The 16,350-nt window shown below is 67.8% G+C and carries 10 protein-coding genes and 1 pseudogene; 6 read left to right on the top strand and 5 right to left on the bottom strand.

The features are described 5' to 3' along the window. Positions 1-163: 163 nt before the first annotated feature. On the bottom strand, positions 164-2,431 hold the full coding sequence (locus H9Q09_RS04840) for a transglycosylase domain-containing protein (RefSeq protein WP_187390095.1): 2,268 nt from the start codon (positions 2,429-2,431) through the stop codon (positions 164-166). Positions 2,432-2,828: 397 nt separating this feature from the next. Here H9Q09_RS04840 and H9Q09_RS04835 point away from each other — a divergent pair, with 397 nt between their 5' ends. Further along, positions 2,829-3,623, top strand: a complete 795-nt coding sequence (locus H9Q09_RS04835) for an SDR family oxidoreductase (protein WP_187390094.1) — start codon at positions 2,829-2,831, stop codon at positions 3,621-3,623. A 90-nt stretch (positions 3,624-3,713) separates the two neighbouring features. Here the strand turns inward: H9Q09_RS04835 and H9Q09_RS04830 are convergent, their stop codons facing one another. From H9Q09_RS04830 to H9Q09_RS04815, 4 genes are all read right to left on the bottom strand, one after another. After that, positions 3,714-4,547, bottom strand: a complete 834-nt coding sequence (locus H9Q09_RS04830; RefSeq protein ID WP_187390093.1) for a MipA/OmpV family protein — start codon at positions 4,545-4,547, stop codon at positions 3,714-3,716. A 281-nt stretch (positions 4,548-4,828) separates the two neighbouring features. Then, positions 4,829-6,220, bottom strand: a complete 1,392-nt coding sequence (locus tag H9Q09_RS04825) for a M20/M25/M40 family metallo-hydrolase (RefSeq protein ID WP_187390092.1) — start codon at positions 6,218-6,220, stop codon at positions 4,829-4,831. A gap of 169 nt (positions 6,221-6,389) precedes the next feature. Further along, positions 6,390-7,226: an S-formylglutathione hydrolase gene (gene fghA / locus H9Q09_RS04820; protein WP_187390091.1), complete on the bottom strand. Its 837-nt coding sequence runs from the start codon at positions 7,224-7,226 to the stop codon at positions 6,390-6,392. Next, positions 7,226-8,335: an S-(hydroxymethyl)glutathione dehydrogenase/class III alcohol dehydrogenase gene (locus H9Q09_RS04815; protein ID WP_009211254.1), complete on the bottom strand. Its 1,110-nt coding sequence runs from the start codon at positions 8,333-8,335 to the stop codon at positions 7,226-7,228. The genes fghA and H9Q09_RS04815 overlap by 1 nt, the downstream gene beginning before the upstream one ends. A 636-nt stretch (positions 8,336-8,971) precedes the next feature. Here H9Q09_RS04815 and polA point away from each other — a divergent pair. The 5 genes and pseudogenes from polA to phaZ form a co-directional block, all read left to right on the top strand. Beyond that, on the top strand, positions 8,972-11,902 hold the full coding sequence (gene polA / locus H9Q09_RS04810) for a DNA polymerase I (RefSeq protein WP_187390090.1): 2,931 nt from the start codon (positions 8,972-8,974) through the stop codon (positions 11,900-11,902). Positions 11,903-11,994: 92 nt separating this feature from the next. Further along, complete coding sequence (locus H9Q09_RS04805) at positions 11,995-13,242, top strand: PAS domain-containing protein (RefSeq protein WP_187390089.1); 1,248 nt, start codon at positions 11,995-11,997, stop codon at positions 13,240-13,242. Next, complete coding sequence (pyrF, locus tag H9Q09_RS04800) at positions 13,239-13,955, top strand: orotidine-5'-phosphate decarboxylase (RefSeq protein WP_187390088.1); 717 nt, start codon at positions 13,239-13,241, stop codon at positions 13,953-13,955. The genes H9Q09_RS04805 and pyrF overlap by 4 nt, the downstream gene beginning before the upstream one ends. A 72-nt stretch (positions 13,956-14,027) precedes the next feature. Continuing rightward, positions 14,028-14,321, top strand: a complete 294-nt coding sequence (locus H9Q09_RS04795; protein ID WP_187390087.1) for a DUF1330 domain-containing protein — start codon at positions 14,028-14,030, stop codon at positions 14,319-14,321. Positions 14,322-14,576: 255 nt separating this feature from the next. After that, a pseudogene (gene phaZ / locus H9Q09_RS22750) lies at positions 14,577-15,785 on the top strand (polyhydroxyalkanoate depolymerase); the annotation flags it as partial. Between the last annotated feature and the right edge of the window lie 565 nt (positions 15,786-16,350).

Genomic DNA, 16,350 nt, shown 5'->3' with positions numbered 1-16,350 from the left:
CCTGGTCGTCGTCGTCGCCATCGTCCTGTCGCTGCTCGGCGTCCTGTAAGGACTCAACGCGACGCGTTCGCCTCACGCGCCCCAAGGGTCGCGGAGGGTCCGGGAACGGGCAGAACCGAGAAAGACAGCCGGCGGACATGCCGCCGGCCAATACAAGGGCCGGTCAGCCCCCGAAGATGCTTCTGAACAGCGAGCGGTCGCTGGAGCGGCCCCGGGCAGGGCCCTCGACGGTCACCCCCGGCGGCGGTGCGCTGTCATAGACGCGGCCGCCCCCTTGGGCCGGCAGACCCTGCGGCGGGATCGGCGCCTCGCCGTTCTGACGGTAATAGGGATCGGCCGATTCCCCCTCGTAGAACCCGCCATCCGAATAGCCGCTATCGGCCGTCAGCGGCGCCTGCGCTTCGCCGATCCGGTAGTCGCCGGGCAGCGGGATCGGGTCGAGCCCCTCATGCGCGGCCGTCATGAAATCGTGCCAGGCCTCGGCCGGCAGCGAACCGCCGGTGACCTTGCGCATCTTGGCGCCGTTGTCGTTGCCCAGCCACACGCCGGTGGTGAGATTGGCCGTGTAGCCGACGAACCAGGCGTCCTTGAAGTCCTGGGTCGTGCCGGTCTTGCCGGCGGCCTGCCAGCCGTCGATCGCCGCCCGGCGCCCGGTGCCGGCCGAGACAACGCGCGTCAGCATGGCATTCATCATGCCCACGATCTCCGGTGAGACGACGACCGGGGGCACCTCGGCGCCGCGCTCCCAGACCACCTTGCCCTGTTCGGTGACGACGCGGTTCACCAGATGCGGCGTCGCGCGGTAACCGCCATTGGCCAGTGCCGTGAAGGCACCGGTCAGTTCGACCAGCGAGACTTCCGACGTGCCGAGCGCGATGGAGGCGTTGTCGACGAGGTCGGACTTGATGCCCATGCGATGCGCCGTCTCGATCACCGCGTCGGCGCCAGCGCTCTCCACCAGCCGCGCCGCAACCGTGTTGAGCGACTGGCGCAGGGCGTCGGCGACGGTGACCGGACCGCGGAACTTGTTGTCGTAGTTCTGCGGCGACCAGTTTCCGATCCGCACCGGGGCGTCGTCGATGATCGATTCCGGCCGCCAGCCCTTTTCGAGAGCAGTTGCATAGACGAAGGGCTTGAAGGTCGAGCCCGGCTGGCGCTTGGCGTCGACCGCGCGGTTGAACTGGCTCTGGGCATAGTCGCGGCCGCCGACCAGCGCACGGATCGCGCCGGTGCCGTCCACCGCCACGAGGGCGCCCTGGCTGACATTCTGCGAGGCACCGTCGACGGTCTTGCGTACGACCTCCTCGGCCTTCTTCTCGAGGGCGAGGTCGATGGTGGTCTCGACGATGACGTCCTGGTCGATGTCGCCGACCAGCTGCTTGATGTCGCGCATCACCAGATCGGCGGCGTAATGCTCGCCGCCCGTCCAGTAGCTCTTGGCATTGGTCGGCTTCTGGGCCTTGGCGTCGGCATATTCGGTCTGGCTGATGAAGCCCTCGTCGCGCATCGCCGCCAGCACCACCTCGGCCCGCGCCTTGGCGGCGGCCGGATCGTTGGCCGGCGACAGCCGCGAGGGCGCCTTCAGGAGGCCCGCCAGCAGCGCTGCCTCGCCGAGATTCACCTCTTCGGCCGGCTTGTCGAAATAGCGCCGGGACGCTGCCTCGACGCCGGTCGAACCGGAGCCGAAATAGACCCGGTTGAGATACATCTCGAGGATCTGGTCCTTGGTGAATTTCTGCTCCAGCCACAAAGCCAGGATCGCTTCCTGGATCTTGCGGCGGATGGTCTGGTCGGGATTGAGGAAGACGTTCTTGGCGAGCTGCTGGGTCAGGGTCGAGCCGCCCTGCACGGTCTCGCCGGCCGCCATGTTCTGCATGAAGGCGCGGGTGATGCCGATCGGATCGACGCCCCAATGGTCGTAGAAGCGCCGGTCCTCGATGGCGATCACCGCCTGCGGGATATAGGGGCTCATCTCGTCCAGCGAGACTTCCTTGCCGCCGGTCAGGCCGCGATTGGCCATCAGCTCGCCGGCCACCGAGACGATCTTGACGTTGGGCGGCCGGTCCGGGATCGCCCAGGCTTCCTGCGGCAGCTTGACGGCCATGTAGCCGACGACGGCCGCCACCGTCAGCCCGCCGACGACGCCGAGCATCAGGAACAGCCGGAAGACGTGGCCGAGGAAGCTGCGCCGGCGGCGTCCGCCGCCGCGGCCCGAGCCGCCGCCGCCCTGCGTCTTGCCGCGGCCGCGCCGGCTGGGGGCGGCGGGCTTGGCCGTCTTGCGGTCGTTGACGGGTTTCTTCGCGGTCTTGCGGCGCGGACCGCTGGAAGCGTTCGGAACGGCGCGATCGTCGGCGCTGATGCGGAAGTCGTCGTCGCCGAGTTCGGAACCGCCGAAGCTGGGTTCGATGCGCTCGTGCCGTCGTGCCGCCATTCGGACGTCTTTCCCTCACGAACCGGCAGGGCCGGTCCTGTTCGTTACGCGAAGGCCGCTGCGCGTCGCGCGCGGATCGGCCTCCAACCCCAAGTGTCGCGCAGGAGACGTCGCCCGGCCGGATCGCCGAGCTGCGTCGGACCGGTCCATGCGCCAACCGACCGGGCCCCCAAGCCCCGTCGCAAACGTCTCCGCAGATCCGCGATGCAGCTTAAATGCGGCGAATTAACGGGGCATTAAGCAATGCGGCAGCGGCCGGAACGCCGCGAATGCCAGCCTGCCAGCCGCCTCGCGCTGCCACGAGACGCCATTGATGCGCCCGAAGCGCTGCGCCATGTCCCGCCGAAACGGGGACGCCTGGCGCCCCGACCCGGAGATTTGCGAGAAGGAAGACGCCATGAACATCGACCTGTCCGGCAAGCGCGCCGTCGTCACCGGTTCGACCGGCGGGATCGGTCTGGCCGCCGCCATCGGCCTGGCCCGCGCCGGCGCCAGCGTGGTGGTGAACGGGCGCGGCGAGGACCGGGTGGAGACCGCCGTGCGCAAGGTGGTCGACGCCGTGCCGCGCGCCGACGTCTCGGGTGCCGCCGCCGACCTGATGACCGCCGACGGCTGCAAGGCGCTGGTCCGCGCCGTGCCCGACCCCGACATCGTCGTCAACAATGTCGGGATCTTCGGGCCGAAACCCTTCTTCGAGATCGGGGACGATGTCTGGGAGGACTTCTTCCAGCTCAACGTCATGTCCGGCGTGCGCCTGTCGCGGGCGTGGATGCCGGCCATGATGGAGCGCGGCTGGGGGCGCATCGTGTTCCTGTCGTCGGAATCGGCGCTGAACATTCCCGCCGACATGATCCATTACGGCTTCACCAAGACGGCGCTGCTGTCGATTTCGCGCGGGCTTGCCAAGCTGGCCGGTGGCTCCGGCGTCACCGTCAATTCGGTGCTGCCGGGACCGACCATGTCGGAGGGCGTCGAGGGAATGCTGGCGGAGATGGCGTCGGAACAGGGCATCTCGATCGAGGAGGCGGGCGTCGCCTTCGTCAAGGCGGCGCGTCCGAGTTCGATCATCGGCCGGCCCGCGACCGTCGAGGAGGTCGCCAACATGATCGTCTATGCCTGCTCGAAGGAGGCGTCGGCCACCACCGGCGCGGCGCTGCGCGTCGATGGCGGCGTGGTCGACACCATCGCCTGACGGGCTACCGGTACGCGGAGCCCAATACGAAAAGGGCCCGGTCGCTGGCGACCGGGCCCTTGAAGAGAAAGGCGTTGAAAGCCTGCCGTCCTACCAGAGGTCGAGCGAGAAGCGCTTGGAGACGCCGAGACCGAAGAAATACTGGTTCTCGTCGCCGGCCTGCACGATCGGCGAATCCTTGGCGTCGCCGACCAGCCGGTCGTATTTGGCGTCGGCATTGATGAACCAGTCGGTGAAGATCTCGTAGCGCGCCGAAGCGGCGACGCCGACGCTCTTGAAGCCGCCATCGGGATCGTAGGCGCCGAGGCGGAAGCCGGAGGCGGCCGATTCGCGGGCGCTGACGCCGAAATAGGAATCCATGTAGTCGCTGGAGGCGAAGCTGGCGGTCGGGCCGGCCTTCAGCACCAGGCGCTCGGTCGGCCGGGCGATCAGGTTCGCGCCGATGTCGCCGACGAAGCCGTCGGCACCGCCGAAGGCATAGCGCACGGCGCCGTAGACTTCGGCGCTCTGCCACTCGTAGCTGGCCTTCAGGCCGAGCTCGTAGGTTGCGTCGAGATCGTCGAGGCCGGTCAGCTCCGAATAGTCGCTCGCGTCGCGGTCGCCGATATAGTCGAAGGAGGGTCCGATCGACAGGCCGAGGCCGTCCTTGCCGCCGAAGGCGCCGATGCCCGGCAGGTTCAGATATTCGACGCTGATGATCGGCGACGGATTGATCTGGTACTCGTCCGAGCCGAGATATTCCGGCGACACGATGCCGGAGATGCCGAGCTCGAAGACGAAGTCGGTATCGCCATAGTCGTTGGCGGCGGGTGCCAGCGGCGCCGGTGCCGGGTCGTAGGGGGCGTAGACGGCATCGGCGGCAGCCGCGCTCAGCGAGGTCGCGAGCAGCAGGGCGAGGGCCGAGGCGGCGGTACGAATGCGCATGTCTGATACTCCAGCCTGTCACGCCATTCTTCGATCCATCGGACCGCGTGGCGTGTTGTTGCCTTCGTTCATACGGGAATTTCGCGATCCATCAATTGCCGGAAGAGCCCCGCCGACGCTTTGCCGGGGCGCCGTTGCGCCGCAGGCACAGTGACCGGATGGCGCAGGCCGGCAGGGCGCGTTTGCGCGTCCGACAAAACCCCGATCCGACACGAAAAAGGGCGCGGCAGCCGGTTGGCGCCGCGCCCTTTCGTTAGAGCGGTCGGAGAACCCGGGTGACCTCAGTCGCCGGCGCCCAGCGCCGCCAGCACGCGGGCCCAGGAGCGCTGGCCCTTGTGGAAGGAGCTCATCTCGTACTTCTCGTTCGGCGAATGGATGCGGTCGTCGCCGAGGCCGAAGCCGATCAGCAGCGATTCCATGCCGAGCCGCGCCTTGAACTCGCCCACCACGGGGATCGAGCCGCCCATGCCGATCATCACGGCAGGCTTCGGCCATTCGTCCGAGAGCGCGGCGCGGGCCTTGCCGAGCCAGGGCGAATCGAAGGGGAGCTGGATCGCCGGCGAGCCGCCATGGGGATGGTATTCGACCGAGCAGTCGGCCGGCAGGCGGGCTTCGACGAAGGCGCGGAAGGCGGCGCGGATCTTGTCCGGGTCCTGGCCGGCGACCAGCCGGAACGAGACCTTCACCATCGCCTGCGAGGCGATGACGGTCTTGAAGCCCTTGCCGGTATAGCCGCCGGAAATGCCGTTGAACTCCGCCGTCGGGCGCGCCCAGACCTGCTCCAGCACCGAGCGACCGGTCTCGCCGGCCGGCACCGACAGGCCGACCGAGCCGAGGAATTCCTCGGCCGAGAAGTCGAGCCCGTCCCAGATGGCGCGCACCTCGTCCGGAATGTCCTGGACGCCGTCGTAGAAGCCGGGGACGGTGACGCGGCCGTCGGCGTCGTGGATGTCGGCAAGGATGCGGGCGAGGACGCGGATCGGGTTCTGCGCGGCGCCGCCGAAATAGCCCGAATGCAGGTCCTGGTTCGCCGCCGTCAGGACGATTTCCTCGCCGACGAGGCCGCGCAGGCCGGTCGAGATCGCCGGGGTCTGGCGGTCCCACATATTGGTGTCGCAGACCAGCGCCACGTCGGCCGAGAGTTCGTCGCGATTGGCGTCGAGGAACGGGGTCAGCGAGGGCGAACCGGATTCCTCCTCGCCCTCGAGGAAGATGGTGACCTTGCAGGGCAGGCCGCCGGTCTCGGCCTTGTAGGCGCGGCAGGCCTCGATGAAGGTCATCAGCTGGCCCTTGTCGTCGGCCGAACCGCGCGCCACGATCCGCTTGGTGCCGTCCGGGCCGTCCTTGAGGACGGGCTCGAAGGGCGCGGTCTCCCACAGCTCCAGCGGGTCGACCGGCTGGACGTCGTAATGGCCGTAGAACAGGACGTGCGGCGCGCCCTCAGGGCCGTCGTGATGGGCGACGACCATTGGGTGGCCCGGCGTCTCGCGCAGCGAGGCGTCGAAGCCGATCGCGTCGAGATCGCCGACGAGATATTCCGCCGCGCGGCGGCAATCGGCGGCATAGGCCGGATCGGTGGAGATCGACGGGATTTTCAGAAGATCGGTGAGCCGGCCGAGCGAACGCTCGAGATTGAGGTCGAGGCAGGCAAGGACGCTGTCGAGATTGGCCATGGGAGATCCGTTTCTGCAAGGGAGCGGCCGCGCGGCGGGCGGGGCCGGGTCGTGCCCGTGAAGATGGGGCGCAGGCACGCGATGTCCTTCGTTACGGGAGACATCGGGTGGGGATCAAGGCCGATGCCGGGCGGCGCGTCGCGGCGCCGCCCGGCAGGATGTCGCGCGTTTAGCCGAGCCGTTCGGCGTGCCAGCGCAGATGGTCTTCCATGAAGGAGGAGATGAAGTAGTAGCTGTGGTCGTAGCCCGGCTGGCGCCGCAGCGTCAGGGCGATCCCGACGTCGGCGCAGGCCTTTTCCAGGAGTTCCGGCTTCAGCTGCTCGGCGAGGAAATTGTCGGCCTCGCCCTGGTCGACCAGAAGGTCCTTCACCCGTGCGCCGTCCTCGATCAGCGCCACCGCGTCGTGCTTGCGCCACGCGGCCTTGTCGTCGCCGAGATACAGCGGCAGGGCCTTGTGGCCCCACGGCACCTGGCTAGGCGCGACGATCGGCGCGAAGGCCGAGACGGCCTTGTAGCGGTCCGGATGGGTGAGCCCGATGGTCAGCGCGCCATGGCCGCCCATGGAATGGCCGAGGATCGACTGCCGGGCCATGTCGGCCGGGAATTCGGCCGCGACGAGGGCCGGCAGTTCCTCGGTCACATAGGACCACATGCGGTAGTTCTCGGCGAAGGGCGCCTGCGTGGCGTCGACGTAGAAGCCGGCGCCGAGGCCGAAATCGTAGGCGCCCTCGGCGTCGTCCGGCACGCCTTCGCCGCGCGGGCTGGTGTCCGGCGCCACGAAGATCAGGCCGAGCTCGGCGCAGATGCGCCGGTACTCGCCCTTTTCGGTGACATTGGCGTGGGTGCAGGTGAGGCCCGACAGGTACCAGACCACTGGCAGCTTCGCGCCGTCGGCGTGCGGCGGCACGAACACCGAGAAGGTCATCTCGGTGCCGGTTTCCGTCGACGCGTGGCGGTAGACCCCCTGCACGCCGCTATGGGCGGTGTTGGTGGAGACGGTCTCCATCAGAACACCACCACCGAACGGATCGACTTGCCCTCGTGCATCAGGTCGAAGCCCTTGTTGATCTCTTCGAGCGTCAGCGTGTGGGTGATCATCGGATCGATCTGGATCTTGCCGTCCATGTACCAGTCGACGATCTTCGGCGTGTCGGTGCGCCCCCGCGCGCCACCGAAGGCCGAGCCCTTCCAGACGCGGCCGGTGACCAGCTGGAACGGCCGGGTGGAGATTTCCTTGCCGGCCTCGGCGACGCCGATGACCACGGAGACGCCCCAGCCGCGATGGCAGGCTTCCAGCGCCTGGCGCATGACCATGGTGTTGCCGGTGCAGTCGAAGGTGTAGTCGGCGCCGCCGCCGGTCAGCTCGACCAGATGCGCGACGATGTCGCCCTCGATCTCCTTCGGATTGACGAAATGGGTCATGCCGAAGCGCTCGCCCCATTCCTTCTTGTCGTTGTTGAGATCGACGCCGATGATCTTGTCGGCACCGACGAGGCGGGCGCCCTGGATCACGTTGAGGCCGATGCCGCCGAGGCCGAAGACCACGACATTGGCGCCCGGCTCGACCTTGGCGGTGTTGACCACGGCGCCGACGCCGGTGGTCACGCCGCAACCGCAATAGCAGGAGGTCTTGAAGGGCGCGTCTTCGCGGATCTTGGCGACCGCGATCTCGGGCAGCACGGTGAAGTTCGAGAAGGTCGAGCAGCCCATGTAATGGTAGATCGGCTTGCCCTTGTAGGAGAAGCGCGAGGTCCCGTCGGGCATGACGCCCTTGCCCTGGGTGGCGCGGATGGCGGTGCACAGATTGGTCTTGCCCGACAGGCACGACTTACACTGGCGGCATTCCGGCGTGTAGAGCGGAATCACGTGGTCGCCGGGCTTTACATAGGTGACGCCGGCGCCGACCTCGCGGACGATGCCCGCGCCTTCATGGCCGAGGACCGAGGGGAACAGGCCTTCCGAATCGAGGCCGTCCAGCGTGTAGGCATCGGTATGGCAGATGCCGGTCGCCATGATCTCGACGAGGACCTCGCCGGCTTTGGGGCCTTCGAGGTCGAGTTCGACGATCTCCAGCGGCTTCTTGGCTTCGAATGCGACGGCGGCGCGGGTCTTCATAGAGGTCTCCAGACTGTCGGTGCCGGGTTCCTGCTAGACGTTTCGGGCCGCGATGCAAATACCCCGAAAGGCGGTCGCCGCCGACAAATGGCAGCCGGCAAGCCGCGACAAACGTTTGCGATCAGCGCCGAAGCGGCAGGGGCCGACGAGATTCAGCCTGCGACGATGATGGCCTGGAAGAGGGGAGGGGACGCGAGAAGAGAGCCGCCGCGGCCTGGAGGGGGATACACCGCAACGACTCTCTCGCTTAGTCCGAGCGGCGCGCCCCGGAGAGGGGGAAAGGGGCCGTGTCGCTCTCCATTCCGGCACATAAGCGGGGGACGTGCTTGTGGCCGAACACGACGCTCGGGGCGTCGTTGAACAAGAGATGCGTCGTGGGGTGGGGGAAATCAAGCAATGGACTCGTGAAGGGCGATCACATCGCCGTGATCGCACAATTGCCAAACCGTAGCAAACAGCAACAATCGTGTGATTGCAAGGGGGGCGGGCTAATTTGTGCGCCGACCGGGCGCGCCGCGGCCCGGGAAAGCCGCGGAAACGGCGGCGCCAACTCCTTCTTTAGGCCATGTCGGCACATGCTCCGGAGAGGCTGCAAACCGGATGGACTCGCGCGAGACGCCAAGCTACGACCGGCCCATGAACAAGGGCGACCATCTCTTCCTCGTCGACGGATCGGCGTATATCTTCCGGGCCTACCACGCGCTGCCGCCGCTGACGCGAAAGTCCGACGGCCTGCCGGTCGGCGCCGTCTCGGGCTTCTGCAACATGCTGTGGAAGCTGGTCGAGGAATCCCGCGACACCTCGGTGGGCGTCGCGCCGACCCATTTCGCGGTGATCTTCGATCATTCCTCGACGACCTTCCGCAACGAGCTCTACGCCGACTACAAGGCCAATCGCGAAGCGCCGCCCGAGGACCTCGTTCCGCAATTCGCGCTGATCCGCGAGGCGGTGCGCGCCTTCGACCTGCCCTGCATCGAGAAGCAGGGTTTCGAGGCCGACGACCTGATCGCCACCTATACGCGCCATGCGGTCGAGGCGGGCGGCGACGTGACCATCGTCTCCTCCGACAAGGATCTGATGCAGCTCGTCGGGCCGCGGGTCATCCTCTACGACCAGATGAAGGACAAGCGTCTCGGCCCCGACGAGGTGAAGGAGAAGTTCGGCGTTCATCCGGACAAGATGATCGACCTGCAGGCGCTGGTCGGCGACACCTCCGACAACGTGCCGGGCGTGCCGGGCATCGGGCCGAAGACAGCCGCGCAGCTGCTCGTGGAATATGGCGATCTCGAAACGCTGCTGGAGCGCGCCGCCGAGATCAAGCAGAACAAGCGCCGCGAGAACCTGATCGCCTTCGCCGACCAGGCGCGGCTGTCGAAGACGCTGGTCACCCTCGACCAGAACACGCCGCTCGACGTGCCGCTGGACGACCTGTTCATCCACGAGCCGGACGGCGAGAAGCTGATCTCCTTCCTGAAGGCGATGGAGTTCACCTCCCTGACCCGGCGGGCCGCGACCCAGCTCGGCACCGACGCCTCCGAGGTCGAGAGCGCGGCGATCGCCGTCGACACGCCGGCGCGCGGGCCCGACCTCGACCCGGCCGGATCGGCCGTCGCGGCGCCCGGTGCCGGCGACGCCGCCCTGCCGCTGACGCCCTCCGCCCTTGTCGAGAGCCGCCGGGCCGCCGCCGCGGCCTCGGTCTTCGACCACAGCGCCTATGTCACCATTCGCGACGCGGCGACGCTGTCGGCCTGGATGGACGAGGCGCGCGAGACCGGCCTTCTCGCCTTCGATACCGAGGCGAGTTCGCTGTCGGCGATGAAATGCGACCTCGTCGGCGTGTCGTTTGCGACCCGTGCGGGCCGCGCCGCCTATGTGCCGCTCGCCCATGTCTCGCCCTCGGGCGAGGCCGACCTCCTGTCCGACAAGGCGGTGGAGGACGAGATCGGTCCGCAGCTGCCGATGGACGAGGCGCTGGCCATCCTGAAGCCGGTGCTGGAGGACGATTCCGTCCTGAAGATCGGCCAGAACGTCAAATACGACTATCTCGTCATGCGCCGCCACGGCATCACCATGGCGCCCTTCGACGACACCATGCTGATCTCCTACGCCCTCGACGCCTCGGCCTCGCTGGCCGGCCATGGCATGGACGAATTGTCGGAGCGCTTCCTCGGCCACAAGCCGATGAGCTACAAGGAGCTCTGCGGCTCCGGCAAGGGCGCCAGGCCGATCGCCGCCTGCGCCATCGACAAGGTCACCGCCTACGCCGCCGAGGACGCCGACGTCATGCTGCGGCTGTGGCAGGTGCTCAAGCCGCGCCTGGTCGCCGAAGGCCTCGCCACCGTTTACGAGCGCTTGGAGCGGCCGCTGGTCGCCGTCCTCGCCCGCATGGAAGAGCGCGGCATCAAGGTCGACCGGCAGATCCTGTCGCGCCTGTCCGGCCGCTTCGCCCAGAAGCAGGCGGGCCTCGAAGCCGAGATCGCGGAGATCGCCGGGGAGACCTTCAATCCCGGCTCGCCCAAGCAGCTCGGCGAGGTGCTGTTCGGCAAGCTCGGCCTGCCCGGCGGCAAGAAGACCAAGAGCGGCCAGTGGTCCACCGACGTGCGCGTCCTCGAGGACCTCGCCGCCGAGGGCCATCCGCTGCCGCGCCGCATCGTCGACTGGCGCCAGCTCACCAAGCTGAAGGGCACCTATACCGACACGCTGCCGGGTCACATGGACGCGCAGGGCCGCATCCATACCTCCTATTCCATGGCCTCGACCACCACGGGGCGGCTCTCCTCCTCCGAGCCGAACCTGCAGAACATCCCGGTGCGCACCGAAGAGGGGCGGGCGATCCGCACCGCCTTCGTCGCGCCGGCCGGCCACAGCCTGGTCTCGGCCGACTACAGCCAGATCGAATTGCGGATCCTCGCCCATATCGCCGACATCCCGCAGCTGAAGGAGGCCTTCCGCGAAGGGCTCGACATCCACGCCATGACCGCGTCGGAAATGTTCGGGGTGCCGGTGGAGGGCATGCCATCGGAGATCCGCCGCCGCGCCAAGGCGATCAATTTCGGCATCATCTACGGCATCTCGGCCTTCGGCCTCGCCAACCAGCTGTCGATCCCGCGCGACGAGGCCGGCACCTACATCAAGCGCTATTTCGAGCGCTTCCCCGGCATCCGCGACTACATGGATTCCACTAAGGCCTTCGCCAAGGAACACGGCCATGTGGAGACCCTGTTCGGCCGGCGGGTGCACTATCCGGACATCCGCTCGCCCAATGCCTCGGTCCGCGCCTTCAACGAGCGGGCGGCGATCAACGCGCCGATCCAGGGTACCGCTGCCGACATCATCCGCCGCGCCATGATCCGCATGGAGCCCGCGCTGGCCGACGCCGGCCTGTCGGCGCGCATGCTGCTGCAGGTCCATGACGAACTGATCTTCGAAGTCGAGGACGAGGAGGTCGAAGCGACCATTCCGGTGGTCCGCAAGGTGATGGAGGAAGCGGCCATGCCGGTCGTCCAGCTTTCGGTGCCGATCGAGGTTGATGCCAAGGCGGCGGCGAACTGGGACGAGGCGCACTAGGTCGGCGGCATCCGGACATTGCCTGACGGGCAATCGGCTTTATCTTTGCCCGACGGCCCGGAACGCGGGCAGACGACGGTGAGAGAGGTTCGATGGGGCGTTTCGACGGAGATGCGCATGGCACGCCCGCCATGCCCGAGGACATCAGCACGACTGCCCTCGCCAAGATGCCGCTGGCTCTGGTCCTCACCAATCCCAATCTGGACGACAATCCCATTGTCTACGCCAACCGGGCATTCGAGAAGATCACCCGCTATTCCTCCGACGCGGTGATCGGCCGAAATTGCCGGTTCCTGCAGGGCGACGACACCGACCCGGCACAGGTCCGCCAGCTGGCGCAGGCCGTGCGCGAGGAGCGCGACTTTTCCGTCGACATTGTCAATTACCGCTCCGACGGCACGAAGTTCCTCAACCGGCTGATGATCACGCCGCTCTATGACGAGGAACGCAATCTCCAGTGTTTCCTCGGCGTCCAGCGCGACATGAGCGAGGGGGCGGATTTCGACCCGTCGCGGCAGGGCGGTGAGGCCGAGCGGATCGACGCGGCGCTCGGCGAAGTCCAGCACCGGGTCAAGAACCATCTGGCCATGGTCGTCGGCATGATCCGCATGCAGGCCCGGGCCAAGACCAGCAAGGAAGCCTTCGACGCGCTGGCACGGCGCATCGAGAGCCTGCAGCTCCTCTATCAGGAGATGACCGAGGCCGGGATCGCGTCGACGCGGTCCAAGCGCGTGCCGCTGGGCGCCTATGTCAGCCGGATCGCATCGACCATCGGCCATCTCGACGGGCGTCGTTCGATCCGCGTCAACATCGACTGCGACGCCATCGAGGACGACGTGGAGCGGGCGGCGCGGATCGGGCTCCTGTTCTCCGAACTCCTGACCAATGCGCTCAAGCACGCCTTTGAGGGCCGCGAGGAAGGGCTGGTCGAGGCGCGCCTCAAGATGCTGTCCTCCGGCGTCATCCGCATGACCGTGTCCGACGACGGCATCGGCCTGCCCGAGGGCAGCCAGTGGCCTTACCGGAGCGACGACCGGCCGGCCGATCGCGCCCGCGCCGCCGATGCGGCGCAGGAGCCCAATGTCGCCCGCCAGATCGCCGAATCCATCGGCCATGGCCGCGCCGGCAGCGACGATGACGCCGAGGCAGAGACCGGCAGCGAGGTCGTCGATACCAGCGGCAACGCGCTTGCCCGCCAGCGCCGGACCCAGGCGCAGGGTGGCCTTGGCGGACGGATCACCCTATCGCTCGTACAGGGGCTGAACGCCCGGATCGATGTCAGCAGCGAAATGGCGGGGACGGTCGTGACCGTCGACATTCCCCCGGAGGATTCCAATTGAATGCAGTGACAAACCGCGCGGCAGCCCGTGACCGGCTGATCGTCGGCCTCGACGTGCCCACCTGGGCGGAGGCGGAGACGATCGTCGATACGCTCGGCGACGAGGTGCTCTGGTACAAGATCGGCTACCAGCTCGCCTATGCCGGCGGCCTGCCGCTGGTCAGCGAGCTCGCCCGCGCCGGCAAGCAGGTGTTTCTCGACCTCAAGCTCCTCGACATCTCCAACACCGTCGCCAAGGGCGTCGAGAGCGCCCAGGCGCTCGGCGCCGCGATGCTGACGATCCATGCCTATCCCCACGCCATGAAGGCGGCGGTCGAGGCGGCCAGCGGATCGCCCCTGACGCTTCTCGGCGTCACCGTTCTAACCTCGCTGGACGATTCCGACCTGAAGGATGCCGGCTACGGCCTCACCGTGCCCGAGCTGGTGGCCCGGCGGGCGCAGCAGGCGCGCGACATCGGCATGGGCGGCATCGTCTCGGCCGCGTCCGAGGCCGGCCCGATGCGTGAACTGATCGGTCCGGACATGGCGATCGTCACGCCCGGCATCCGCCCGGCCGGTGCCGCAGCCGGCGACCAGAAGCGGGTGGCGACGCCCGGCGATGCGCTGCGGGCAGGGGCTTCGCATCTGGTGGTGGCGCGGCCGATCGTGGCCGCCGGCGATCCGCGCCAGGCCGCCATCGCCATTCTCGACGAGATGGCCGCCGCGCTGGGCTGACGACACGACCAAGCCGATGTCACGCATCGCCGCCGCGGCCGTTGGGGACGCGGCGCAACGGGAGGGAAACTCATGGCCAAGGGATACTGGATCGCACGCGTCGATGTGCACGACGCAGAAGGCTACAAGGGCTATGTCGAGACCGCGGGGCCGGCCTTCAAGGAATATGGCGCGCGCTTCCTGGTGCGTGGTGGCCCCTTCGTCGAACTGGAAGGCACGGCGCGCAGCCGCAACGTCGTGATCGAGTTCGACAGCGTCGAGACGGCGCGTGCCTGCTACGAGAGCGAGCAGTACCAGAAGGCCAAGGCGATCCGGCAGCGTTATGCCGACGCCGAGATGGTCATCGTCGAGGGCTATGACGGCTGAGACCGGCCGCAGCGCATGAGCCCCGCACCCGACTGCATGGCCGGGTGCGAGGGTCCCGTGACTGTCTGGCGCAAGCATTTCGGCGCATGCTTGACCGAACGTCGTCGGCGGCTCCGGAACGCCGAGGTCGTCGCTGCGTTGCAACCTGGGAAGCCGCATTGGCAAGGGCGCATCCCGGCGTGCCGCACCGTGAGCGGATTTGTGCATTGCAGCAATAATTGCTAGATTGCCGGAAACTAAAACGAGCGAGAGCCGATGCTGTACCACTTCTATGAATGGAACCATGCCGCGCTCGTCCCGCTCCGCGCCGCCGCGGACGCCACGAAGCTGTTCTACGAAAACCCGCTGAATCCCCTGTCCCACATGCCGGTGGGCCGCTCCATGGCGGCCGCCGCCGAGCTGTTCGAGCGCACCACCCGCGTCTACGGCAAGCCGGAATTCGGCCTGCACGAGACCGTCGTCGATGGCCAGCGCATTCCGGTGCAGGACAAGGTCGTCTGGCAGAAGCCCTTCGGTCAGTTGCTGCATTTCGAGCGCGAACTGCCCAAGCGGCACGGCAAGGACCCGCGCTTCCTCGTGGTGGCGCCGATGTCCGGCCACTACGCGACGCTGCTGCGCGGGACGGTCGAGGCGCTGCTGCCCTATGCCGACGTCTACATCACCGACTGGCGCGACGCCCGCAAGGTGCCGCTGGCCGACGGCAAGTTCGATCTCGACGACTATGTCGATTACCTGATCGAGATGCTGCAGTTCCTAGGGCCCGACACCCATGTCATCGGCGTCTGCCAGCCGGCCGTGCCGGTGATGATGGCGGTGGCACACATGGAGGCCGAGGGCGACGATTGCGCGCCGGCCACCATGACGCTGATGGGCGGCCCGATCGACACCCGCATCAATCCCACCTCGGTCAACCAGCTCGCCCAGGAAAAGGGCATCGACTGGTTCCGCGACAATGTCGTGATGCCGGTGCCCTTCCCGCAGCCGGGCTTCATGCGCCAGGTCTATCCGGGCTTCCTGCAGCTGACCGGCTTCATGTCGATGAATCTCGACCGGCACATGACGGCCCACAAGGAGTTCTTCTGGCATCTGGTCAAGGATGACGGCGACTCCGCCGACAAGCATCGCGAGTTCTACGACGAATACAACGCGGTCATGGACCTGACCGCCGAGTTCTACCTGCAGACCGTCGACGAGGTCTTCATCAAGCACTCGCTGCCGAAGGGCGAGATGATGCATCGCGGCCAGCGGATCGACCTGACTAAGATCAGGCGCACCGGGCTGCTGACCGTCGAGGGCGAGAACGACGACATTTCCGGCGTCGGCCAGACCGAGGCCGCGCAGCATCTGTGCGTCAACATCCCCGACGACAAGCGCGTCCATTACGTGCAGCCCAAGGTCGGCCATTACGGCGTCTTCAACGGCTCGCGCTTCCGGGCCGAGATCTGCCCGCGCATCGTCGACTTCGCCCTGACCCACGGCACCACCCATTCGGCGGCGTCGCTGCCGAAGCGGGGCCAGCCGGCAAAGGCCACGGGCACGCCCGAGCGTGAAGGCGCCGTCGCCGAGCGCGAGGCCAAGGCCGAGACCCTCGGCAAGGACATGACCGGTGCCGGCGAGACGGTTCTGGCCGGCGCCGTCGTCTCCGAAGGCGGCGCCGCCAAGGCCGTGGCAGCCGCCGCGCAGGCGGCCGTGACCCCGGCATCTGAGGCTGTCGTCCCGGCCAAGGCGAAGAAGAGCGCCGAGGGCGTGGCGAAGACGGCAGCGGCAAAGACGACCGCCAAGTCCCCGGCGACCGCCCGCAAGCCGGCGGCGCGCAAGGCTGCTGCCAAAGCCGCGCCCGTGGCGGAAGCCAAGCCGGCGAAGGCGCCTGCGCCGCAGCCGCGCCCCGCAGCCAACGATCAGCCAGCCTCGGCTAGCGCCGCCAAGCCGGCACCTGTGGCCGAGACGAAGCCTGTGGCCGAAGCGGTGAAGCCGGCGGCGAAGGTTGAAAAGCCGGCCGGGACCGTCGCGGCCGCCAAGCCGGCAGTCG

Origin of the sequence: Aurantimonas sp. DM33-3 (genome assembly GCF_014334315.1) — a bacterium.
Classification (GTDB): domain Bacteria; phylum Pseudomonadota; class Alphaproteobacteria; order Rhizobiales; family Rhizobiaceae; genus Aurantimonas; species Aurantimonas coralicida.
The sequence above is the reverse complement of the archived record's forward strand: the minus strand, read 5'-3'. Positions and strand labels throughout refer to the sequence as shown.

Excerpts from the sequence above, each read along its gene's own strand:
- H9Q09_RS04840 (WP_187390095.1), bottom strand. The coding sequence starts at position 2,431 with ATGGCGGCACGACGGCACGAGCGCATCGAACCCAGCTTCGGCGGTTCC.
- H9Q09_RS04835 (WP_187390094.1), top strand. The coding sequence starts at position 2,829 with ATGAACATCGACCTGTCCGGCAAGCGCGCCGTCGTCACCGGTTCGACC.
- H9Q09_RS04830 (WP_187390093.1), bottom strand. The coding sequence starts at position 4,547 with ATGCGCATTCGTACCGCCGCCTCGGCCCTCGCCCTGCTGCTCGCGACC.
- H9Q09_RS04825 (WP_187390092.1), bottom strand. The coding sequence starts at position 6,220 with ATGGCCAATCTCGACAGCGTCCTTGCCTGCCTCGACCTCAATCTCGAG.
- fghA (WP_187390091.1), bottom strand. The coding sequence starts at position 7,226 with ATGGAGACCGTCTCCACCAACACCGCCCATAGCGGCGTGCAGGGGGTC.
- H9Q09_RS04815 (WP_009211254.1), bottom strand. The coding sequence starts at position 8,335 with ATGAAGACCCGCGCCGCCGTCGCATTCGAAGCCAAGAAGCCGCTGGAG.
- polA (WP_187390090.1), top strand. The coding sequence starts at position 8,972 with ATGAACAAGGGCGACCATCTCTTCCTCGTCGACGGATCGGCGTATATC.
- H9Q09_RS04805 (WP_187390089.1), top strand. The coding sequence starts at position 11,995 with ATGGGGCGTTTCGACGGAGATGCGCATGGCACGCCCGCCATGCCCGAG.
- H9Q09_RS04795 (WP_187390087.1), top strand. The coding sequence starts at position 14,028 with ATGGCCAAGGGATACTGGATCGCACGCGTCGATGTGCACGACGCAGAA.